Here is a 20,284-nt window from a genome sequence, read left to right as displayed (position 1 = left end):
TGACCGGCTGACTCCGTCAGGCCAGGACACTCTCGCGGGCCAGGGTGGCCGCCCCGACCACGGCCGAGGCGGCGCCGAGCTGTGCCGTGCGGATGCGGGCCAGGGGCCGGTTGCCGGAGCCGGTCACGACCCGTGCGTAGTGCTCACGCGCCTCGTCGAGGAACAGGGGCGCCGACGCCGACACCCCACCGCCGACGATCACCAGATCCGGGTCGAACACGTCCGCGACCAGGGCGAGGCCCTCCCCCAGCCAGCGGCCCATGTCCTGCACGGCGCGGCGGGCCAGCGGGTCGCCCTCCCGCGCCGCGGCCGCCACGCGCTGACCGGTGACCCGTCCGGGGTCCTGCGCGGACTCGCGCGCCAGCATCGACGGCGTCGACCCCGCGGAGATCATCTCCAGGGCGGTGGCGGCCAGGGCCGTCCCACTGCAGTAGCGCTCCCAGCAGCCGCGCTTGCCGCACGGGCAGGACCTGCCCTCCGGCACCACCCGCAGGTGCCCCAGCTCCGGTGCGACACCGTGCGCACCGCGGAACAACGTCCCGTCCAGCAGCAGCGCGCCACCGATGCCGGTGCCCAGCGCGATCAGCACGCACACCGACGACCCGGCGGCGGCGCCGTAGCGGCGCTCGGCGAGCGCGGCGGCGTTGGCGTCGTGCTCGACGACTACCGGCAGACCCAGCCGGGCGGAGACCCGCTCGGCGACCGGGGCGTCGCGCCAGGACAGGTGCGGGGCGTAGCGGACGAGGCCGCGCGGGGCGTCGACGAAACCGGCCAGCGCCAGCCCGACCGCGTCGACCCGGTGCCGGGTGCGCAGCTCGTCGACGGCGGAGGCGATCGCCTCCTCGAGCGCGTCGTCGGTGCGCGGGGTGGGGGCGCGGGCGGTGTCGAGGACCTCGCCGTTCTCGTCGACGACCCCGGCGCGCACGCTCGTGCCGCCGACGTCGACCCCGACCGTCAGCGTGGAGGGCGGGGTCACCGGCGGTGCACCACGATCCGCTGCACCGGGCGGCCGGACGGCCGGTGCGGTCCGGGGCGTCGCGTGCCGGACTCCGGCCGGGCACCGGACGCCGTGTGTGCGTGGTCGGCACGGCCCGAGTGTGCGTGGTCGGCGCGGCCCGTGGGCGGGTGGGCGTTCTCGCCGCCACCGCGCTCCCGCGCCGCGTCCGCCTCGAGGACGGCCTTCAGCACCGCGAGCAGGCCGGTCGCGTGCTCGGCGAGACGCGTCGCCAGCTCGGAGCGCTCACCGCGCAGCATCGCGATCACGGCACAGACCGGGCACGCCTGACAGGCACCGGCCGATCCCGGGGCCGGGGCCGAGTCCGGATCCGGGGCCGGACCGCCGCTCTCGCCGAGCGGCTCGACCACCTCGCGCACCCGGTCGAGCAGGTGCAGCGCCGTACCCCGCAGGTCCGCGCCGATCCCGGCGTGCGCGCCGCAGGAGCCCGAGGAGGAGCCCGGCGAGGGGCCCGGGCCGTCCTCGTGCCACGGACCGTGCTCGTCGCGGGCTCCGGTACCAGCGGTCACGTCATCCACGTCCCCGGGTCGGGCCGGAACGTCACCGTCAGGTGCGCGTCCGCACCGGAGCCCTCCAGCTGGGCGTCGACCGCCTCGCAGCGGCGCAGCACCGACGGCAGGACGATCACCCGCCGGGTCATGCCGAGCCCGATCGCGAGCTCGTCGCCCACCCGGGCCAGGTCCAGGGGCGCGTCCTCGGACCCGGGCAGCGCCACCACCAGCTCGAACTCGGTGTCCTTCGACACCCCGTGCCCGGCCGTGCGGCGCAGCTCCAGCAGCGGCCGCTCCTCGCCCTCGACCGGGGGCGGAAGCGGGTCGTCGTCCCCGTAGAGCGACTCCGCCAGCTCGCGCAGCGAGGCGACACCGGTCGGCTCGGCCGCGGTGTAGCGCACCGCGTGCACCGGGATCCCCGCGCCGAGGCCGGCCAGGTCGTCGAGCACCGCGGACTGTTCCTGGTGACGCTCGCGCAGCCAGCGCGCGGCCGGTCCGCGCAGCGACGGCGGTGGCGCGGGCATCACCCGGTTCGCCACCAGCGCGTCCACCCGCAGCTCGTGCAGGGCCAGCGCGGTCAGCGTGCGGCGGGTCTCGGCGGCCACCACCCGCTCCGGGGTCAGCACCAGCCGGATGCTGGTCCGGGAGCGGTCGGCGAGCATCGCGCGCAGCCCGGCAAGGCGCTCGGCCAGCTCCCCGAGGGCCTCGACCGTGCGCTCCCAGCCGCTGCCGTCGCCGCGGGTGCCGGCCAGGTTCGCGACCAGGCCTCGCACGGCCCGGCGGTGCGCCGGGAACAGCCGTTCCAGGTAGCCCGACAGCGCCTCGGGCAGGGTGAGCAGCCGCAGCGTCTCCGCGGTCGGGCCGCAGTCGACGACGAGGACGTCGTACTCGCCGGAGTCGGCCAGGCGCTGCACCTCGGCCAGCGCCAGCAGGTCCTCGACGCCGGGCAGGACGGTCAGCTCGTCGGCGACCAGCTCGTCGACCCCGGCGCCGGCGAGCATCGTGCGCAGGTGGTCCTGCAGGTCGCCCCAGGCGCCCTCGAGCAGGGCGCGGGCGTCGATGTGCGCGGCGTGGAGAGGGCCCTCGATCTGCGTCGGCTCGGCCCCGAGCTCGACGTCGAGGGCGTCACCGAGGGAGTGCGCCGGGTCGGTGGACACGACCAGCGCGGTCCGGCCGGAGGCGGCCACCTGCGCGGCGGTCGCGGCGGCCAGGGTCGTCTTGCCGACCCCGCCCTTGCCGGTGAACAGCACCACACGCACGGCGGGAGCCTAACGATCCAACCCGGACCGGCCGACCGGCACCCACTGCGGAGCCGATCACCGCCCCGCCCGCGGAGGGTCAGCCCTTCTCGACGCGGCGCTTGAGCCCCTTCAACGCGGTGTCGATGATCACCTTCTCGGCCTTGCGCCGCAACATCCCGATCATCGGCACGTTCACCTCGACCGAGAGGCGGTAGGTGACCGTGGTGGAGGCCGCGTCGCCGACCAGCTCGTAGGTGCCGTCCTGGACCTTCTGGATCTGACCCTTCACCAGCGACCAGCTCACCGAGCGGTCGTCGGCGGCCCAGTCGTAGTCCAGCGTGTAGGTGTCCTTGATGACGCCGGCGTCCATCGTGAACCGGACCTGCCCGGCCCGTCCGTCGCTACCGGGGTCGACGACCTCGACCGCGTTGATCTGGTCGGCCCACTCGGGGTAGGACTCGAAGTCCGCGATCACCGCCATGACCGTCTCCGGCGGCGCGCTGATGGTGATGGAGGAGGTCGTCGCGTCGGCCATGACGCGCACGTTACCGGCACCTAGAACCGCAGGACGTAAGGCCGTTCGGTGTGGCGGAAGTGGCCGACGTTGACGCACTCGGTGCGCCCCAGCCGCGTCCGTGCGGACAGGGGCTGGTGCACGTGCCCGAACAGCGCGTGCGTGGGCTGCTCGGCGCGGATCCTCTCGACGAGTGCCGGGCTGGAGGCCTCGGACCGCCGGGCGACGACGTCGTAGGTCAGGTCGGGCACCTGCGGCGGGGCGTGGGTGCACAGCACGTCGAACGGGCCGAGCCCGGCCAGGTCGGCCTCGAACCGTTCCGAGGTCAGGAAGTAGGGCTGCCAGGGCCCGGAACGGCGCGGGTCGACCGCCGGCGGCAGCGGGACTCCCCCGGCGAAGCCGACGCGGACCCCGCCGATCGACACCACCGTCCCGTCGACGGCGTGCACCCCTCCCGAGGTCCGCGGCCACAGCTCGGGCATGTCGACGTTGCCGGGGATCGCCCAGACCGGCACGTCCAGCTTCTCCAGCACCCCGAATATCTCGTCGTAGTGCTCGCCGACGGCCTCGGAGACGACGGCCCGCGGGTCGTCGAACCGCGCCCAGCTGCGGCCGAGCAGGTCGAGCATCCCGGCCCGGTCGCTGTTCGCGCGGAAGCGCCCGAACGCCGCGCTGACCTCGGCGCCGAGCAGACGGCCCATGATCCCGCGCTCGGGACGGTGGTAGTCCACGAACTCCAGCAGGTCACCGAGGACGATGAGCCCGTCGGCGCCGTCCGCGGCCCGGGCGAGTGCCGCGGTGTTCCCGTGGACGTCGGAGACGACGTGGACGCGCATCGTGGCGACGCTACCCGGGCGGGACCCCGGCGGGGCGGCCCTGCTCCAGGCGGCGCTTGAGCCCGAACGCCACGGCCTTCGCGTCCCGCTGGCGGGCCACCGTCCGTGCCCGGTCCCGGCGCGCGGCCCGGGCACCGGCCTTCCCCACCGGTTCCGCGGCGGGCTCGGCGCGCAGGAAGTAGTGCAGAACCGTGCCGTCGAGGACCCGCTCCAGCCAGACCTCCATGCTGCCGACCAGGGCGCCGGTCACCGTCCAGCGGATCCCCTGCACGCCACGGTCGGTCATCACCTCCAGGTCGAGGTCCGGCCAGAGGTGACGCCACAGTGCGGGGTCGGCGAACTCCGTCGCGACCCGCTCGGGGGGCACGGCGAGGAACGTCTCGTCCACGACGTCGATCGAGGGCACGGTCCTTACCTACCAGAGGTCACGATGTCGTGTCCGACATGCCCGGATCCGTGTTCACGCGGGGCCGCGCGCGGTAGCGTTACTACCGGTAACCTGCCGACGATCGCCAGGAGGTCGATTCCGTGCGTGAGTACTCCGTGCCCGCTGTGGTGTCCGTGGGCGCCGAGGACAACCTCGCCGCCGCGGTCTTCGACAATGCGAGCGCCCACCCCGATGTGACGCTGTTCCGCCGCCGTGACGCCTCCGGTGGCTGGTCCGAGGTGTCCGCCGCCGAGTTCGCGACCCAGGTCGTGAACGTGGCCCGCGGCCTCGTCGCCGCCGGCGTGCAGGCCGGCGACCGGGTCGCGCTGCTGTCGAGGACGCGCTTCGAGTGGACCCTGTTCGACTACGCGATCCTCGCCGCCGGCGCGGTGACCGTGCCGATCTACGAGACCTCGTCCCCGGACCAGATCGCCTGGATCGTCTCCGACTCCGGCGCCGTCGGGATCGTGGTCGAGACCGACGAGCACGTCGCCTCGGTGGACAAGGTGCGCGACCAGCTCGACGGGCTGCGCACGGTCTGGCAGATCGAGGCCTCCGGCGCCTCCCCCGACGCGCCGGGTGCGGTCGAGCAGCTGACCGGGCTGGGCTCGAACATCTCCGAGGAGGAGGTGCACGCCCGCCGCAACGCCGTCGCTGCCGACGACCTCGCCACGCTGATCTACACCTCCGGCACCACCGGGCGTCCCAAGGGTTGCGAGCTCACCCACCGCAACCTGGTCACCGAGTGCCGCACGGTCGGGCGGATCTTCCCCGAGCTGCTCTCCGAGGACGGCTCGGTGCTGCTGTTCCTGCCGCTCGCGCACGTGTTCGGCAAGGCCATCCAGTGCGCGGCGATGATCAACCGGACGGTCATCGGCCACTCCCCCGACGTCAAGAACCTCCTGCCCGACCTGGGCGAGTTCCAGCCGACGTTCCTGCTCGCGGTCCCCCGCGTGTTCGAGAAGGTCTACAACGGCGCGCGCCTCAAGGCCCACGGCGAGGGCAAGGGCAAGATCTTCGACGCGGCCGCGGACACCGCGATCGCCTACAGCCGCGCCCTCGACTCGGGCGGGGCGAACCTGCTGCTCAAGGCCCGGCACGCGCTGTTCGACAAGCTCGTCTACGGCAAGCTGCGCGCGGCCGTCGGCGGCAAGGTCGTCGCCGCGGTGTCCGGCAGCGCCCCGCTGGGCGACCGTCTCGGGCACTTCTTCCGCGGCATCGGCCTGCCGGTGCTCGAGGGCTACGGCCTCACCGAGACCTCGGCCGGGATCACGATCAACACCCTCGACGCCCAGCGCGTCGGCTCGGTCGGGCGCCCCTTCCCGGGCACGGCGGTGCGGATCGCCGACGACGGCGAGATCCTGCTGTCGGGCGACATCGTCTTCCGCGGCTACTGGCACAACGAGAAGGCCACCGGTGAGGCGATCACCGACGGCTGGTTCCACTCCGGCGACATCGGCGAGCTCGACGACGCCGGCTTCCTCAAGATCACTGGCCGGAAGAAGGAGCTGATCGTCACCGCCGGCGGCAAGAACGTCGCCCCGGCCGTGCTGGAGGACCGGCTGCGCGCCCACCCGCTGGTCGGGCAGTGCATCGTCATCGGCGACCAGAAGCCGTTCATCGCGGCCCTGGTCACGATCGACCCGGAGGCCCTGCCGGGCTGGCGCGAGCGCAACGGCAAGCCGGTCGGCGAGGCGAGCTCGGCGGCGGACCTGATCGACGACCCGGAGCTGCGCGGCGAGATCGCGGCCGCGGTGGAGGAGGCCAACCAGGCCGTGTCGCGGGCCGAGCAGATCCGCAAGTTCCGGATCCTGCCCGGCGACTTCACCGAGGCCGGCGGGGAGATCACCCCGACGCTGAAGGTCAAGCGCAACGTCGTCGTCGACAAGTACTCCGACGACATCGAGGCCATCTACGACAACGCCTCGCAGAAGGGCTGAGCGCCGCTCCTCCCGACCATCCGGCCCGGCACCCCTCTCCCGGGGTGCCGGGCCGGTGTCGTCCGAGGCCTACGGCCGCCGCGCGGTCTCGCCGCCCAGGAACCCCCGGAGCCGCTCGGCCTGGGTCGGGCCGCTCCAGTCCCGCACGATCCGCTCGCGGCCGGCCGCGCCCATCCGCCGGGCCCGGTCCGGGTCGCGCAGCAGCGTGACCAGCCGGTCGGCCAGGGCGTCGCGGTCGCGGCCGCCGACCACGAACCCCGTCTCGCCCTCGGCGACGGTCTCCGGCGCGCCCCCGGAGTCCCCCGCCACCACCGGCAGCCCGCACGCGGCGGCCTCGAGCAGCACGATGCCCAGTCCCTCGACGTCGAGGCCGCCGCCGCGGGTCCGGCAGGGCAGCGCGAACACGTCACCCACGGCGTGGTGGGCGGCCAGCTCGTCCGAGGGCACCCCGCCGGTGAACACCACGTGGTCGGCGACGCCGTGCTCGTGCGCGAGGCGGGTCAGCCGCTCCCGGTACGGCCCACCGCCGACCAGCAGCAGGCGGGTGCCGGGCACCCGGGCGCGGACCCGGTCCAGAACCGAGACCAGCATGTCCTGGCCCTTGCGCGGGACCAGCCGGGACACGCAGGTGACCACCGGCGCGTCCCCGAGTCCGTAGCGCTCGCGCAGCCGTGCCCGCGCGGCCGGGTCCGGGGCGAACACCGACGTGTCGACGCCCGGGGGCAGGTGCTCCAGCGCGGCGCGCGGGCCGAAGGCGGCGGCGAACCGGGACCGGGTGTAGCGGGAGACGACGGTGACGACGTCGGCGTCGTCACCGATGCGCCGCAGCGCCTGGCGGGCACCGGGGAGCATCGACCAGCCCACCTCGTGCCCGTGCGTGCTGGCCACGACCCGGTCGATCCCGGCGCGGCGGCGCAGCACCGGCCCGAGCAGCGCCAGCGGCGCCGCGGCGCCGAACCAGACGGTCGACGCCTCGTACTCGCGGGCCAGCGCGACGGCGCGACAGGCCACGTCGGGGCCGGGGAGCATCAGCGACGTCGGGTGGCGGTGCACCGGGTGGCGCAGGGCGGCGTCGAACCCGTCCGCGCCGCGCCAGGAGGGGGCGTAGACGACGAGCTCGCCGGCGGGCAGCGCGTCGGCCAGGGAGTGCAGGTAGTTCTGGATCCCTCCGGCACGCGGCGGGAAGTCGTTCGTCACCAGGAGCGTGCGGGCCACGGGCCGGAACGCTAGTGCCCTCCCGCGCCGGGGGCTCCGGGGGACCCGGACGGCGGCCACCGCACGCGCTCTCGCGCGTCGGGGAGCGGGGCCGCCGTCCGGTCTCCTCTTGGGGGAGCGGACGATTCCGCGCCACCCACCGTTCGTTGCGCCGTCCGAGTGGTGGGGACCACTGCGCCGCGACTCCCGGTGAGCGGGTGTTGCTGTTCAGGTGAACGAGTGCGGCCATCGGCGGTTACGGATCGGCAACGAACGATTTCGGCGGAAACCGAAGGATTCCGCCGCGGACCCCGTCCGACCTGCGCGGACGCGTTTTTGTCGGTGCCCACCTCTACCGTCCGCGTCGAACGCACGAGCACTTCCCCGGGGCCGCTCCCCGAGCGGCCGGGGGACGTGACGCGGGACGTGACGAGGAGGCGGAATGATCATCGACTGTGACACCTGCGAGGTCCGCGGTACGGCCTGCGGCGACTGCGTGATCGGCGTGCTGATGGGCACCCCGGAGATCGACCGGCCGGTGCCCTACCTTCCGGTGGACGTGCCCGACCACCGGCCCGGCGCGGTGCACCTGGCCGAGCCGGCCCACCCGTCGGAGCCCCAGCGGCTCTCGGAGCCGATGTACCTGGCCGAGCCGGAGCGGCGCGCGCTGGAGGTGCTGGCCGACCAGGGACTGATCCCGCGGCTGCGGCTGGTCCAGGCGGGACGCCCGGCGCCCCCGACGACGCCCGGGTACGTGCGGGACGCGGGCTGAGGGCCGGGGCTGCCGGAGAGGCCCGAGGGCTCAGCCGTGCAGGCGCTGGAGCAGGACCGCCGAGGGCACGGTGTGCGCGCCGCGGCGGCGGACCGAGGTGACCACCTCACGATCCGACGTCGCGACCAGCAGCGGACGACCGCGCGGCTCGGCGGCGACCAGGTCGCGGACGACGTCGTCGGCCAGGACCCCGGGGTCGCTGAACAGCACCCGGACCCCGCGGGTGCCGCGCAGCGGCGCCGCGGTCACCGCGGCCCCGTCGAACACCACGGTGACCTCGATACCGGTCCGGGAGCCGAGCGCGGCCAGCTGACGTGTCAGACGGGTGCGCTGGTCGGCCAGGGTCAGGTCCGGGTAGCCGGTCTTGCTCACGTTGTAGCCGTCGACGACCAGGTGCAGAGCCGGCAGCCCGAGCATCGCGTCGAGCGCGGCGAGGTCGTCCACCGGGGCTCCCCCGGAGTCGCCCCCGACGGCGCCGCTGCGGGTACCGGCGACGGTGTCGGCCGGTCGCGGTCCGCCCCCGCCCAGAGACAGCTCGCGGCGCAGCCCGTTGACCGCCCCGCCGAGGGTGTCGAGCAGCAGTCCGAGGCGCACCTCGTCGCCCTGTCGTGCCTCGCGTGCGGCCTGGCGGGCCGCGGCGACCTCACGGGCCGCGCGTTCGGCGCGCCTGCGCTCGGAGTCGGCGCGCTCGCGCTCGCGGTCGCGCTCGGCCACCGCCTCGTCGAGACGCTGGTCCACCCCGGAACGCAGCTGCGCGACCGTGTGCTCCAGCTCGGCGCAGGTGTCGGTCGCGGTCCGCAGCCGGCTGCCCTGCTCGCTGACCCGGCGGCGCAGCTGCTGGTACTCGGTGTCGCGGTGCTGGGCGGCCGTCCGGGCCTGTTCGCGCGCCTCGGTCAGCTCACCGCGCAGCCGCTCCATCTCCACGGTCAGCTTGTCCACCCGGGAGAGCGCCTCGTCGCGTTCGGCGCGCACCTCGCCCAGCTCGCCGTGCCGCTCCGCCGCGGCCACCAGCTGCGCCGTCGACGGGTGCGCGGTGAGCAGGGCCGCCGCGGCCGCGTTCAGGCGGTCGTCGGCACGGGTCTCGAGCTCACCCGGCCGGTGCTCGGACCACCAGGCGAGGACGGCCGTCCGGAACGGCGCGCTGCCCTCCAGCTCGGCGCACAGCACCGGCCCGGCCAGACGGGCCCGCTTGGCCGGGGTGAACCGCGCGAAGCGCCGCAACGGCTGCGGGACCTCGGCCGCGGGCATCCCCCCGACCGCGGCCGCCGCGATCTCGGCGAGACGGCCCCGCAACGGATCGGGCAGGCGCGACCACAGCTCGGCGATCGACGGTTCGCCCGGCTCAGTGGGCGCCGAGTCCGTGGGCGCCGGCTCGGTGAGAGCCGGCTCGGTGAGCGCCGGCTCACCGGACGTCGCGTCCACGGGGGCCGGCTCGGTGGATCGCGGTCCGGCGGCTTCCGGCTCCCCGTCCCCGGACAGCGCCCCGTCCCCGGGCACCACGGCGTGACCGGGCTGCTCCGGTCCGCGCGTGCCGTCGGGGTACATCGGGCAAGGCTATCCGCCCTGTCGCGCACCGGCCATCGTTTCACCCGTGGGCCGCGCGTCGGGGTGAGACGGGACCCGTGCCCGCCCGGAGCCGTGGCCGGACCGAAACTGTCGGTGCCCACCCCTACTGTCCGCGACCGTGCCCGCACGACTGCCCGACGGACCCGCTCCCCAACTGTCGTTCGACGAGCTCGGCACCCCTTTACGGGAGGTGACGTTCGTCGTCCTGGACCTGGAGACCACCGGCGGCAGCAGCCGTCAGCACGCGATCACCGAGGTGGGGGCGGTGAAGGTGCGCGGCGGCGAGCGCATCGGCGAGCTCGGCACGCTGGTCGACCCGGGCATCGCGATCCCGCCCGACATCGCCCGGCTGACCGGGATCACCACCTCGATGGTCGGCGGCGCTCCCCCGCTGCCGGTCGTGCTGCCCTCGGTCCTGGAGTTCCTGTCCGGCTCGGTGCTGGTCGCGCACAACGCACCGTTCGACGCCGGGTTCCTGCGTGCCGCCTGCGAGCAGCTCGGCCAGGCGTGGCCGCGGCCCCCGGTGCTGTGCACGGCCCGGCTGGCCCGCGCGGTACTCCCCCGCACCGAGTGCCCGAGCGTCCGGCTGGGCGCGCTGGCCGCGCACTTCGGCTGCACCACCGAGCCGAACCACCGCGCGCTGACCGACGCCCGCGCCACCGTCGAGGTGCTGCACCACCTGCTCGAACGGATCGGCAACCTGGGTGTGCAGAGCCTGGAGGAGCTGCTCGCCCTGGCCAAGACGGCGTCGGCACACCGGCCGACCCAGCGCCAGCGCCAGCAGCGCCACCTGGCCCGCGACGTGCCGTCCGCGCCGGGGGTCTACCTGTTCCGCGGGACCGGCGACGAGGTGCTCTACGTCGGCACGAGCGGTGACCTGCACCGCCGCGTCCGCAGCTACTTCACCGCCGGGGAACGACGGCGGCGGATCCGGGACATGGTCGCGCAGGCGGAGCGGGTGGACACCGTGGTCTGCGCGCACGCCCTGGAGGCGGGCGTGCGGGAGCTGCGGCTGATCTCCGCGCACCGCCCCCGCTACAACCGCCGCTCGCGCAACCCGGGCCGGGTCTGGTGGGTGGCCCCGACCGCCGAGGCGTTCCCCCGGCTCTCGATCGTGGCCACCCCGCGCGAGGGCGCGCTGGGCCCGTTCGGCTCGCAGCGCGTCGCGAGCGACGCGGTGGACGTGCTGCTCGACGCCGTCCCGCTGCGCCGCTGCTCGCAGCGGATCCCGGCGCGGAACCCGACCGCGTCGCCGTGCGCGCTGCACGAGCTGGGCCACTGCGCCGCGCCGTGCGCCGGGCACCAGGCCGTCGAGGAGTACGCGCCGGCGGTGCACGCCTGGCACGACCTGGTCTCCGGCGCCGACGACGCCCCGCTGCACACGCTGGCCGCCACGGTGGCCGAGCGGTCGGCCGACGAGCGCTACGAGAGCGCCGCACGGGCCCGGGACCGGCTGGCCGGGCTGGTCGGTGGCCTGGACCGGGCCCAGACCCTGGCGACGTTCGCGGCGCTGGAGGAGGTCGTCGGCGCCCGTCCGGACGGTCGCGGCGGCTGGGAGCTGGCCGTGGTGCGGTTCGGCCGCCTGGCCGGCGCCGGGGTCGCCCCGCGCGGGGTGCGCCCGATGCCGGTGGTGGAGTCCCTGTGCGCGAGCGCGCAGACCGTGCTGCCCGGTCCGGGCCCGCTGCGCGGCGCGCCGCCGGAGGAGGTGCGGCTGGTCTACCGCTGGCTCACCACCGGCGGCACCCGGCTGGTGCGGTGCGACCCGTCGTGGTCCGAGCCGGCCCACGGCGCCGGGAGCTGGCGGGAGTGGGCGGAGAGGGCCCGCGCGGCGGCGGGCACGGACGGGGCGGCGGCGCCGTCGGAGCAGTCCCTGGGACGGGCCTGACCCCAGATCTGGACTAGCCTCGCGCGGGTCAGCGCCGGTGCTCGCCGGCCGCACCCGACCGAGGGAGACCGTCACACCATGATCACCGCGATCGTCCTGGTGCACACCGCCGTCGACCGGATCCCGGAGACCGCGCAGGCGATCGCCGACCTGGACGGCGTCACCGAGGTCTACTCCTGCGCCGGCGACGTGGACCTGGTCGCGATCGTCAAGGTCCGCGAGCACGAGCAGCTCGCCGAGGTCATCGCCGGGCAGCTCAGCAAGATCGAGGGCGTGCGGAGCACCGACACCCACATCGCGTTCCGCTCGTACTCCCGCGCCGACACCGACGCGGCGTTCTCGATCGGGCTCGACTGACGGACTAACCGCCGGCGGCCAGGCGCCTCGACAGCTCCGCCCAGCGGGCGAGCAGGTCCGCCGCCGCGCCGGAGTCCACCGCGTCCGCCGCGCGGGCCATCCCGGCCGACACCGACGCCGTCAGGTCCGGCCCCGGACGGTCGTAGGCCGCGAGCGCCCCGGCCGCATTGAGCAGCACGGCGTCGCGCACCGGTCCGGGCTTGCCGCCGACCAGCTCGCGCACCACCTCGGCGTTGACGGCCGGGCTCCCGCCGCGCAGGTCGGCCGGCGTGGCCACCGGGACGCCCAGGGCCGACGGGTCGAGCGTCTCCTCGCGGACGGTGCCGCCCTCGGCGACCCAGACCGTGCTGGTGGTGGTTGTCGTCAGCTCGTCGAGGCCGTCGTCGCCGCGCACGACCAGCACCGACATGGCGTGCGAGGCGAAGACCTGCGCCATCATCGGCGCCATCCGCCGGTCCGCGCAGCCGACCAGACCCGCCGCCGGCTGGGCCGGGTTGATCAGCGGGCCGAGCACGTTCATCGCGGTCGGGACGCCAAGCTCGCGGCGCACCCCGCCGACGTAGCGCATCGCCGGGTGGAACGCCGGGGCGAAGCAGAACCCGATCCCGATCTCGCGCACGCAGCGGGCCACCGCGTCCGGGCTCAGCTCGATCGCGACGCCGAGGGCCTCCAGCACGTCCGCCGTCCCGGCCTGCGACGACGCCGCGCGGTTGCCGTGCTTGACCACCGGCGCGCCGGCCGCGGCCGTCACCAGCGCCGCCATCGTGGAGATGTTGACGGTGTGGGCCTGGTCACCACCGGTGCCGACGACGTCCACCGCGCGCCCGGGGACGTCCACCCGCCGGGCGTGGGCGAGCATCGCCTCGGACAGGCCGAGGATCTCCTCCGACGTCTCTCCCTTGGACCGCAGCGCCACCAGGAACCCGGCCAGCTGGGCCGGGGTCGCCTCGGCCGAGAGCACCTGGTCCATCACCCAGTTCGTCTGGGCGGCGCCGACGTCGCGTCCGGCGATCAGGTGCCCGAGGATCGAGGGCCAGGTGAACTCGGGCACACCGGCGGCAGCGCTCATGCCCCGGCTCAGCCGCGCACGACGGCGCGGGCCTGGGCCTCGCGCAGCACCTGGGCGACCACCTCGGCGGTCTCCAGCGGGTCGAGCGGGTGCACCAGCACCGCGTCGGCCTGCGACCAGGTCGCCAGCCAGCGATCGTCGCGGCGGCGCACGGTCAGGATCATCGGCGGGCAGTCCTTCACGATCTCGTGCCGGAGCTGGCGGGCCAGCCCCATCCCGCCGGTGGGCTGGGCCTCCCCGTCGAGGATCGCGAGGTCGACCTCGCCGGCGTCGCACGCGGCCAGGACCTCGGCCACGCCACCCGCCTCCAGGAAGGTCACCCGCCCGACGTCGGGCGCGGGCCGCCGTCCGACCGCGTTGACGATGCCCTCGCGCACCTCCGGACGGTGGCTGTAGACCAGCACCGTCGATGTCCGCGTCGATCGGGGGGCCGCTCCGCCGCCGCCGATCTGTTCCGCCGTTCCGCTCGCCACGCGCGGAATACTAGTGCGCTCACCGCCGGCGGGAACTCACGCCCGGGATCACACGTTGACTTCACACGAGTGCCGCCGACGGGGACCGTCGGCCGCTCGTGACGTACCGATCGGTATCCCGACAGGCTGTAGAAGTTCGCGTGGGGTCATAATGCCCCGGTGACGACAGCGGCACCGAACATCAGCGCGCGGATCCACTCGCTGAACCGACCCAACCTGGTCAGCATCGGCACGATCGTCTGGCTCTCCAGCGAGCTGATGTTCTTCGCCGGGCTGTTCGCGATGTACTTCACCGCGCGGGCCCAGAACCCTCCGGGCGAGACGTGGCCACCGGCCCCGTTCGAGCTCGACGTGCCCTACGCCCTGGTGGTGACGATCGTCCTCGTGGCGTCCTCGTTCACCTGCCAGTTCGGCGTGTTCGCGGCCGAACGCGGCGACGTGTTCGGCCTGCGGCGCTGGTACGTGGTGACCCTCGTGATGGGCGCGATCTTCGTGATCGGCCAGGCGAACGAGTACCGGACCCTGATCGAGGAGGGTCTGACCATCCCGTCCGGTGCCTACGGCACCGTCTTCTACCTCGCCACCGGCTTCCACGGCCTGCACGTCGTCGGCGGTCTCATCGCCTTCGTCTACCTGCTGATCCGTACCAAGCTGAGCAAGTTCACCCCGGCCCAGGCCACGGCCGCGATCGTCGTGTCCTACTACTGGCACTTCGTCGACGTCGTCTGGATCGGGCTGTTCTCCGTCATCTACTTCATCCGGTAGCTGACGCGCACCCGATCCCGTCCGGCCCGGACAGACCGCCACGACCCGTGAAGGTTGGAAGACCCCCGCGATGACCGAGAGTCCTAGTACCAAGACCAGACCGCACGGCAAGCTGCGGCGCCGGATGGCCGGCATCCTCGCCCTGGGGGTGGCCCTGCTCGCGGTCGGCGGCGCCTACGCCGCGTTCGCGCCGGAACCACAGACCGCGAACGCGCAGCCCGACGCCGCCCTGATCGCCAAGGGCCAAGAGCTCTACAACAACACCTGCATCACCTGCCACGGCTCCAACCTGCAGGGCGTGACGAACCGCGGGCCCAGCCTGATCGGCGTCGGCGACGCGGCGGTCTACTTCCAGGTGTCCTCCGGCCGGATGCCGATGGCCCGCCAGGAGGCGCAGGCCGAGCGCAAGAACCCGCTGCCGGAGTTCGACCCCGCCAAGCCCGAGGGCCAGGCGAACCTCGAGGCGCTCGGGGCCTACATCCAGGCCAACGGCGGCGGCCCGCAGACCCCGGCCGTCACCGGTGCCGCACTGCGCGGCGACGACCCGGGCCGCGGCGGCCAGCTGTTCCGCCTCAACTGCGCGTCGTGCCACAACTTCACCGGTGTCGGCGGCGCGCTGTCGTCCGGCAAGTACGCGCCCGCGCTCGCCCCGGCGAGCGAGGAGCAGATCTACACCGCGATGCTCAGCGGCCCGCAGAACATGCCGCGCTTCTCCGACCAGCAGCTCACGCCGCAGGAGAAGCAGGACATCATCGCCTACGTCAAGTCCGTCTCCGACGGAGGCAACAACGTCGGCGGGTACGCCGCCGGAGGCATCGGGCCGACGTCCGAGGGCATCCTCGTGTTCATCGTCGGCATGGCGGGCCTGATCGGGTTCGCGATGTGGTTGGGAGCGAAGAGTTGAGCACCACCGAGTCGACGGGGGGCGGCGGACGCCCCACCAGCGAAGAGCTCGACCGGATGACGCCGGAGCAGCTGGCCCGCCTGGCCGGTGAGCTCGACGAGGTCGAGGTCGTCCACAACGCGCCCAAGTTCCCGATCCCGGGGACCCGGGCGGAGAAGCGGGCCGAGCGCTCGGTCGCCCTCTGGTTCGTCATCTCGGCGCTGTCGGGGCTGGCGTTCATCCTGGGCTTCCTGTTCTGGCCGCACGAGTACGTGGCCCCGGACCAGCCCGGCTACTTCGAGTACTCGCTCTACACCCCGGTCATCGGCTTCACGTTCGGCCTTGCCGTGCTCGCACTGGGCATCGCGGTCATCCAGTACGTGAAGAAGCTGTTCCCGGACGAGGTCTCGGTCCAGCAGCGCCACGACGGCAGCTCCGACGAGGTCGACCGCCGCACGGTCATGGCCCAGCTCGCCGCCGCCGGCAAGGACACCACCATCGGGCGCCGCAAGCTGATCCAGCGCACCGCCGGTGCCGCGGCCGGGATCTTCGGTCTCGGCCTGGGCATCGCCGCGCTCGGGCCGCTGGTCCGCAACCCGTGGAAGGGCGGCGACGACGCGGCGCTCTGGCACACCGGCTGGCGCCCCGAGGGCGACGAGACGGTCTACCTGCGCACCGACACCGGCATCCTCTCCGAGATCGCCCGGATCCGGCCCGAGGACATGGAGCCCGGCTCGATGCAGACGGTGTTCCCGTTCCGTGAGGCCGAGCGGGGCAACGAGGAGGAGCTGCTGCACGCGCAGCGCGCCTCCGACGCCCCGGTGATGCTGATCCGCCTGCGTCCCGGAACCCAGGTCAACGTCCGCCCGGGCCAGGAGGACTTCAACTACGGCGACTACTACGCCTACTCCAAGGTCTGCACCCACCTGGGCTGCCCGACCTCGCTGTACCAGGCGCAGGACAACCGGATCCTCTGCCCGTGCCACCAGTCGCAGTTCCTGGCCACGGAGAACGCGGAGCCGGTGTTCGGTCCCGCTGCTCGCCCACTCCCCCAACTGCCGATTACAGTGGACGCGCAGGGCTATTTCGTGGCACGAAGCGACTTCATCGAGCCGGTCGGCCCCGGCTTCTGGGAGCGGAAGAAGACGACATGAGTGCGATCACGACGAAGACGACGTCCTCCGGCGGGCTGGAGGCGAAGGCGGCCGAGGGCCTGGACCAGCTGGACCAGCGTTACCACCCGGCCGCCGGTCTGCGTAAACAGTTCAACAAGGTCTTCCCGACCCACTGGTCGTTCATGCTCGGGGAGGTCGCGCTCTACAGCTTCATCATCATCCTGCTGTCGGGCACCTACCTGGCGCTGTTCTTCGACCCGTCGATGGCCGAGGTCGTCTACAACGGCCCGTTCGACAACCTCCGCGGCGTGCACATGTCGCGCGCCTACGAGTCGACCCTGGAGATCTCGCTCGAGGTCCGGGGCGGGCTGTTCGTCCGCCAGGTGCACCACTGGGCGGCGCTGCTGTTCATCGCCTCGATGATCGTGCACATGATGCGGGTGTACTTCACCGGTGCGTTCCGCAAGCCCCGTGAGGCGAACTGGATCATCGGCATCCTGCTGATCTTCCTGGGCGTCTTCGAGGGCTTCTCGGGCTACTCGCTGCCCGACGACCTGCTCTCCGGCGTCGGCCTGCGGATCGCCTCGGGCATCACGCTGACCGTCCCGGTCATGGGCACCTGGGTGCACTGGGCGCTGTTCGGCGGCGAGTTCCCCGGCACCGAGATCATCCCGCGGCTCTACATCATCCACGTGCTGGTGCTGCCCGGGATCAGCCTCGCGCTGATCGCGGCCCACCTGGGCCTGGTCTGGTACCAGAAGCACACCCAGTTCCCCGGCCCCGGCCGGACCGAGAACAACGTGGTCGGCGTCCGGATCCTCCCGGTGTTCGCGGCCAAGGGCGGCGCGTTCTTCGCCGTCACCGCGGGCGTCATCGCGATGATGGCCGGCCTGTTCCAGATCAACGCGATCTGGAACCTCGGCCCGTACGACGCCTCGCACATCTCGGCCGGCTCGCAGCCGGACTTCTACATGCTCTTCTCCGAGGGCATGGCGCGGATCTTCCCGCCGTGGGAGTTCTACCTGTTCGGCGAGTACACGATCCCGTCCGCGTTCATCCCGACCGCGGCGTTCCTGCCGGTCCTGTTCGTGATCGCCGCGATGTATCCGGCGATCGAGCGCAGGTTCACCAAGGACGACGCGCTGCACAACCTGCTGCAGCGCCCGCGGGACGTGCCGGTCCGTACCGCCCTCGGCGTCATGGGCATCACGACCTACGTCTGGCTCGTGCTCTGCGGGATCAACGACTGGGTCGCGTACTTCTTCTACATCTCGCTGAACGCGACCACCTGGGCCGGACGCATCGGCCTGCTGGTGCTGCCCCCGATGGCCTACTGGGTCACCTACCGCTGGTGCCTGGGCCTGCAGAAGTCCGACCGCGCGGTGCTCGAGCACGGCATCGAGACCGGCATCATCCGCCGGCTGCCGCACGGCGAGTTCATCGAGGTGCACCAGCCCCTGGGCGGCGTGGACTCGCACGGCCACGCCATCCCGCTGGAGTACCAGGGCACCTCGGTGCCCAAGCGGATGAACCAGCTCGGCTCGGCCGGGTCGCCGGTCTCCGGCTCGCTCCTCACGCCGGACCCGAGCGACGAGACCGTCGCGCTCGAGCGGGCCCGTCACGAGCTGCACGAGCAGGAGCTCGCCGCCCGTGAGGACCGCCGTGAGCTCGCCGGACGCCCGGACGCCGGCCGTCCGCAGGAGCCCACCGAGTAGGCATCACACGCACGACGCGAAGAGCCCCGCCGGGACGTTCCGGCGGGGCTCTTCGCGTTCCCGGCTCTCCGTTGCAGGTTCTCCCGGCCCGTTTTCTCGTTCGGCGAGAAGTGCTGCGCGTCCCGTGTGGCGTGCGCCGCACCGCCTTGCTACGATCAAGACATGCGCACCGTCGAGCACACCCCTGCTCCGCGCGCCGAGGTAGTAGCCTCGCGCGTCGGCTGATCCAGGCCACCGACGCGCTCGACGCCGCCACCCGGCGTCCCTCCTGATCGAGACCTGGCTCGCGTTCATCGCATCTCTCGCGCAACGCACGGAGCCATCATCATGAGCATCACCGCCGATCGCCCGATCACCTTCTCCCCCGACATCGCCGACATCGCGACCCGGATGCCGCGCCGGCACACCGTCGTCACCCGTGACGGCATGGACGGCGTCATGGCCGTCGCCACCGCGCTGCAGACCTGCGGCCGGTCGCTCAGCGAGTTCTCGGTCGATGTCCGCGACGGTGTCGCCTACAGCTCGATCTCCTGCACCATGTCGCTCACGCCCGCCGAGTGCGAGGCCTTCGGCGAGCGCATGCTCGACATGGCGTGCGTCATCGCGGTCGACCCGTACTAGTCACCGGGCGGCGTCGGCCGCGCCCAGCCCCCGGGCCGCATCCAGCATGGCGTCCCGTTCGGCGAGCTTGACCCGCTCGGTGCCACCGCGCTCCTCGCCGAGCCGGATCTCCTCGGCGTCCACGCGCAGCCAGGACTCCCAGTCGACCGGCTCGATCCCGTGCTCGGGCAGGCGGTCCAGGATCGCGTCGCGGTCCGGGTGGATCGGGGCGGCGAGGCGGGGCAGGTCGCTCAGCACCGACGCGGCCGTCTCCGCGCCGTCGCCCTTGTTCGTGCCGATCACGCCGGTCGGGCCGCGCTTGATCCAGCCGGCGACGTAGCTGCCGGGGACGGGCTCGTCCCCGAGCATCACCCGGCCGTCCTCGTGGGGGACGGTGCCCGACTCCGCGTCGAACGGCAGCCCGGCGATCGGCTCACCGGCGTAGCCGATGGCGCGGACGACGAGCCCGGCCTCGATCGTCTCGTGACGGTCGGTGGCACGGACCTTCTCGGCGTCGAGCCGGTTGTGCACCAGCTCGATCCCGGCCGCGTGCCCCTCCCCCAGGACCCGCACCGGGGACCGCAGGAAGCGGAGGTGGATCCGGCGGCTCCCGCCGGCGCCGGGCGGGTTCTGCGCCCACTCGGTGAGCATCTCCAGGTTCTGCCGCATCCGGCGTTCGGCCGGTTCCTCGACGCCCGCGGCGAGCACGCCGTCGTCGTGCACGAGGACCTCGACGTCGTCCAGCTTCCCGATCTGACGCAGCTCGGCCGGGGTGAACTTGACGTGCTGCGGGCCGCGGCGGATCACCACGTGGACGTCGGTGATCGCGCTGGCGCGCAGGGTGTCGACGACCTCGTCGTGGGCGTCGGTGCCGGCCAGGTCGCCGGCCGGTCGGGCCAGGACCCGGGCCACGTCCAGGGCGACGTTGCCGGCACCGACCACGACCGCCCCGGGCCGTGACAGGTCGGGGGCGAGACCGGTGAAGTCCGGGTGCCCGCAGTACCAGCTGACGAAGGCGCCGGAGCCGAAGTTGCCGGGGAGGTCCTCGCCCTCGACGCCGAGCTCGCGGTCCACCGAGCTGCCCGAGGCGTAGACGACGGCGTGGTAGTACTCGCGCAGCACCTCGTCGGGGATGCCGTCCTCGCCGACCCGGACGTTGCCCAGGAACCGGACGCGGCCGGCGTCGTCGAACGTGGTGACCAGCGCGCGGATCACCGACTTCATCTTGAGGTGGTCCGGGGCGACGCCGTAGCGGACCAGTCCGTACGGCGCGGGGAGCCGGTCGATCACGTCGACCGTGACGTCCGGGTGCTCCTTGATCAGGGCCTCCGCGGTGTAGAGCCCCGACGGGCCCGCTCCGATCACCGCGATCCGGGGTGCCTGCGTCATCGTCGTCCTCCGACGGGACGCCCGGTGGTGGTGGGTG

General features: G+C 73.5%; 20 protein-coding genes. 9 read left to right on the top strand and 11 right to left on the bottom strand.

The window, feature by feature from the left end; all coding sequences use genetic code 11:
• Positions 1–16: 16 nt before the first annotated feature.
• From EV383_RS09960 to EV383_RS09935, 6 genes are all read right to left on the bottom strand, one after another.
• Positions 17–976: an ROK family glucokinase gene (locus EV383_RS09960; protein ID WP_130289652.1), complete on the bottom strand. Its 960-nt coding sequence runs from the start codon at positions 974–976 to the stop codon at positions 17–19.
• On the bottom strand, positions 973–1,524 hold the full coding sequence (locus tag EV383_RS09955; RefSeq protein ID WP_130289651.1) for a hypothetical protein: 552 nt from the start codon (positions 1,522–1,524) through the stop codon (positions 973–975). The genes EV383_RS09960 and EV383_RS09955 overlap by 4 nt, the downstream gene beginning before the upstream one ends.
• Positions 1,521–2,765 (bottom strand): ArsA family ATPase, encoded by a 1,245-nt coding sequence (locus EV383_RS09950; protein WP_130289650.1) that lies wholly within the window; start codon positions 2,763–2,765, stop codon positions 1,521–1,523. The genes EV383_RS09955 and EV383_RS09950 overlap by 4 nt, the downstream gene beginning before the upstream one ends.
• A 79-nt stretch (positions 2,766–2,844) precedes the next feature.
• Positions 2,845–3,282, bottom strand: a complete 438-nt coding sequence (locus EV383_RS09945; RefSeq protein ID WP_130289649.1) for an SRPBCC family protein — start codon at positions 3,280–3,282, stop codon at positions 2,845–2,847.
• Positions 3,283–3,302: 20 nt separating this feature from the next.
• Complete coding sequence (locus EV383_RS09940) at positions 3,303–4,097, bottom strand: metallophosphoesterase family protein (protein WP_130289648.1); 795 nt, start codon at positions 4,095–4,097, stop codon at positions 3,303–3,305.
• A gap of 10 nt (positions 4,098–4,107) precedes the next feature.
• The gene (locus EV383_RS09935; protein WP_130289647.1) at positions 4,108–4,503 is read right to left on the bottom strand and encodes a polyketide cyclase / dehydrase and lipid transport; all 396 of its coding nucleotides are present in this window, start codon (positions 4,501–4,503) and stop codon (positions 4,108–4,110) included.
• 122 nt (positions 4,504–4,625) lie between these two features.
• Between EV383_RS09935 and EV383_RS09930 the strand changes: the two genes are divergently transcribed.
• Complete coding sequence (locus tag EV383_RS09930) at positions 4,626–6,464, top strand: AMP-dependent synthetase/ligase (RefSeq protein WP_130289646.1); 1,839 nt, start codon at positions 4,626–4,628, stop codon at positions 6,462–6,464.
• Positions 6,465–6,533: 69 nt separating this feature from the next.
• Here the strand turns inward: EV383_RS09930 and EV383_RS09925 are convergent, their stop codons facing one another.
• Complete coding sequence (locus tag EV383_RS09925) at positions 6,534–7,679, bottom strand: glycosyltransferase family 4 protein (RefSeq protein ID WP_130289645.1); 1,146 nt, start codon at positions 7,677–7,679, stop codon at positions 6,534–6,536.
• 421 nt (positions 7,680–8,100) lie between these two features.
• On the opposite strand from EV383_RS09925, the gene EV383_RS09920 reads away from it, so the two are divergent.
• A complete protein-coding gene (locus EV383_RS09920; protein ID WP_130289644.1) occupies positions 8,101–8,430 on the top strand; it encodes a hypothetical protein in 330 nt (109 codons plus the stop codon).
• Between the two features lie 30 nt (positions 8,431–8,460).
• Here the strand turns inward: EV383_RS09920 and EV383_RS09915 are convergent, their stop codons facing one another.
• Positions 8,461–9,975, bottom strand: a complete 1,515-nt coding sequence (locus EV383_RS09915) for an NYN domain-containing protein (protein WP_242622997.1) — start codon at positions 9,973–9,975, stop codon at positions 8,461–8,463.
• Between the two features lie 139 nt (positions 9,976–10,114).
• On the opposite strand from EV383_RS09915, the gene EV383_RS09910 reads away from it, so the two are divergent.
• Both EV383_RS09910 and EV383_RS09905 read left to right on the top strand, forming a co-directional pair.
• Positions 10,115–11,881 carry a DEDD exonuclease domain-containing protein gene (locus EV383_RS09910; protein ID WP_242622996.1) on the top strand — a complete coding sequence of 589 codons (1,767 nt, stop codon included), beginning with the start codon at positions 10,115–10,117 and terminating at the stop codon, positions 11,879–11,881.
• A 78-nt stretch (positions 11,882–11,959) separates the two neighbouring features.
• Positions 11,960–12,238 (top strand): Lrp/AsnC family transcriptional regulator, encoded by a 279-nt coding sequence (locus EV383_RS09905; protein WP_130289643.1) that lies wholly within the window; start codon positions 11,960–11,962, stop codon positions 12,236–12,238.
• A 4-nt stretch (positions 12,239–12,242) separates the two neighbouring features.
• Here the strand turns inward: EV383_RS09905 and trpD are convergent, their stop codons facing one another.
• Both trpD and EV383_RS09895 read right to left on the bottom strand, forming a co-directional pair.
• Complete coding sequence (gene trpD, locus EV383_RS09900) at positions 12,243–13,307, bottom strand: anthranilate phosphoribosyltransferase (RefSeq protein WP_207223478.1); 1,065 nt, start codon at positions 13,305–13,307, stop codon at positions 12,243–12,245.
• 8 nt (positions 13,308–13,315) lie between these two features.
• Positions 13,316–13,711: a response regulator gene (locus EV383_RS09895; RefSeq protein WP_130294169.1), complete on the bottom strand. Its 396-nt coding sequence runs from the start codon at positions 13,709–13,711 to the stop codon at positions 13,316–13,318.
• A 228-nt stretch (positions 13,712–13,939) separates the two neighbouring features.
• Between EV383_RS09895 and ctaE the strand changes: the two genes are divergently transcribed.
• The 5 genes from ctaE (at position 13,940) to EV383_RS09870 (ending at position 18,879) form a co-directional block, all read left to right on the top strand.
• Positions 13,940–14,545, top strand: a complete 606-nt coding sequence (gene ctaE, locus EV383_RS09890) for an aa3-type cytochrome oxidase subunit III (RefSeq protein ID WP_207223477.1) — start codon at positions 13,940–13,942, stop codon at positions 14,543–14,545.
• Between the two features lie 70 nt (positions 14,546–14,615).
• Entirely contained in the window at positions 14,616–15,449 is an 834-nt protein-coding gene (gene qcrC, locus EV383_RS09885; protein ID WP_130289642.1) for a cytochrome bc1 complex diheme cytochrome c subunit, read from the top strand.
• The gene (qcrA, locus tag EV383_RS09880) at positions 15,446–16,582 is read left to right on the top strand and encodes a cytochrome bc1 complex Rieske iron-sulfur subunit (protein WP_242622995.1); all 1,137 of its coding nucleotides are present in this window, start codon (positions 15,446–15,448) and stop codon (positions 16,580–16,582) included. The genes qcrC and qcrA overlap by 4 nt, the downstream gene beginning before the upstream one ends.
• Entirely contained in the window at positions 16,579–18,258 is a 1,680-nt protein-coding gene (gene qcrB, locus EV383_RS09875) for a cytochrome bc1 complex cytochrome b subunit (RefSeq protein WP_130289641.1), read from the top strand. The genes qcrA and qcrB overlap by 4 nt, the downstream gene beginning before the upstream one ends.
• A 327-nt stretch (positions 18,259–18,585) precedes the next feature.
• Complete coding sequence (locus EV383_RS09870) at positions 18,586–18,879, top strand: hypothetical protein (RefSeq protein ID WP_130289640.1); 294 nt, start codon at positions 18,586–18,588, stop codon at positions 18,877–18,879.
• On the opposite strand, the gene EV383_RS09865 is transcribed toward EV383_RS09870, so the two are convergent.
• Positions 18,880–20,247 (bottom strand): FAD-dependent oxidoreductase, encoded by a 1,368-nt coding sequence (locus EV383_RS09865; protein ID WP_130289639.1) that lies wholly within the window; start codon positions 20,245–20,247, stop codon positions 18,880–18,882.
• Positions 20,248–20,284 lie beyond the last annotated feature (37 nt).

Origin of the sequence: Pseudonocardia sediminis (assembly GCF_004217185.1) — a bacterium.
Taxonomy (GTDB): Bacteria; Actinomycetota; Actinomycetes; order Mycobacteriales; family Pseudonocardiaceae; genus Pseudonocardia; species Pseudonocardia sediminis.
This window is presented reverse-complemented; position numbering and strand designations above follow the sequence as displayed.

What these genes read in the sequence shown, in the direction of transcription:
- EV383_RS09945 (WP_130289649.1), bottom strand. Translation starts at nt 3,282, where the DNA reads ATGGCCGACGCGACGACCTCCTCCATCACCATCAGCGCGCCGCCGGAG.
- qcrB (WP_130289641.1), top strand. Translation starts at nt 16,579, where the DNA reads ATGAGTGCGATCACGACGAAGACGACGTCCTCCGGCGGGCTGGAGGCG.
- EV383_RS09865 (WP_130289639.1), bottom strand. Translation starts at nt 20,247, where the DNA reads ATGACGCAGGCACCCCGGATCGCGGTGATCGGAGCGGGCCCGTCGGGG.
- EV383_RS09940 (WP_130289648.1), bottom strand. Translation starts at nt 4,097, where the DNA reads ATGCGCGTCCACGTCGTCTCCGACGTCCACGGGAACACCGCGGCACTC.
- trpD (WP_207223478.1), bottom strand. Translation starts at nt 13,307, where the DNA reads ATGAGCGCTGCCGCCGGTGTGCCCGAGTTCACCTGGCCCTCGATCCTC.
- EV383_RS09915 (WP_242622997.1), bottom strand. Translation starts at nt 9,975, where the DNA reads ATGTACCCCGACGGCACGCGCGGACCGGAGCAGCCCGGTCACGCCGTG.
- EV383_RS09870 (WP_130289640.1), top strand. Translation starts at nt 18,586, where the DNA reads ATGAGCATCACCGCCGATCGCCCGATCACCTTCTCCCCCGACATCGCC.
- EV383_RS09905 (WP_130289643.1), top strand. Translation starts at nt 11,960, where the DNA reads ATGATCACCGCGATCGTCCTGGTGCACACCGCCGTCGACCGGATCCCG.
- qcrC (WP_130289642.1), top strand. Translation starts at nt 14,616, where the DNA reads ATGACCGAGAGTCCTAGTACCAAGACCAGACCGCACGGCAAGCTGCGG.
- EV383_RS09920 (WP_130289644.1), top strand. Translation starts at nt 8,101, where the DNA reads ATGATCATCGACTGTGACACCTGCGAGGTCCGCGGTACGGCCTGCGGC.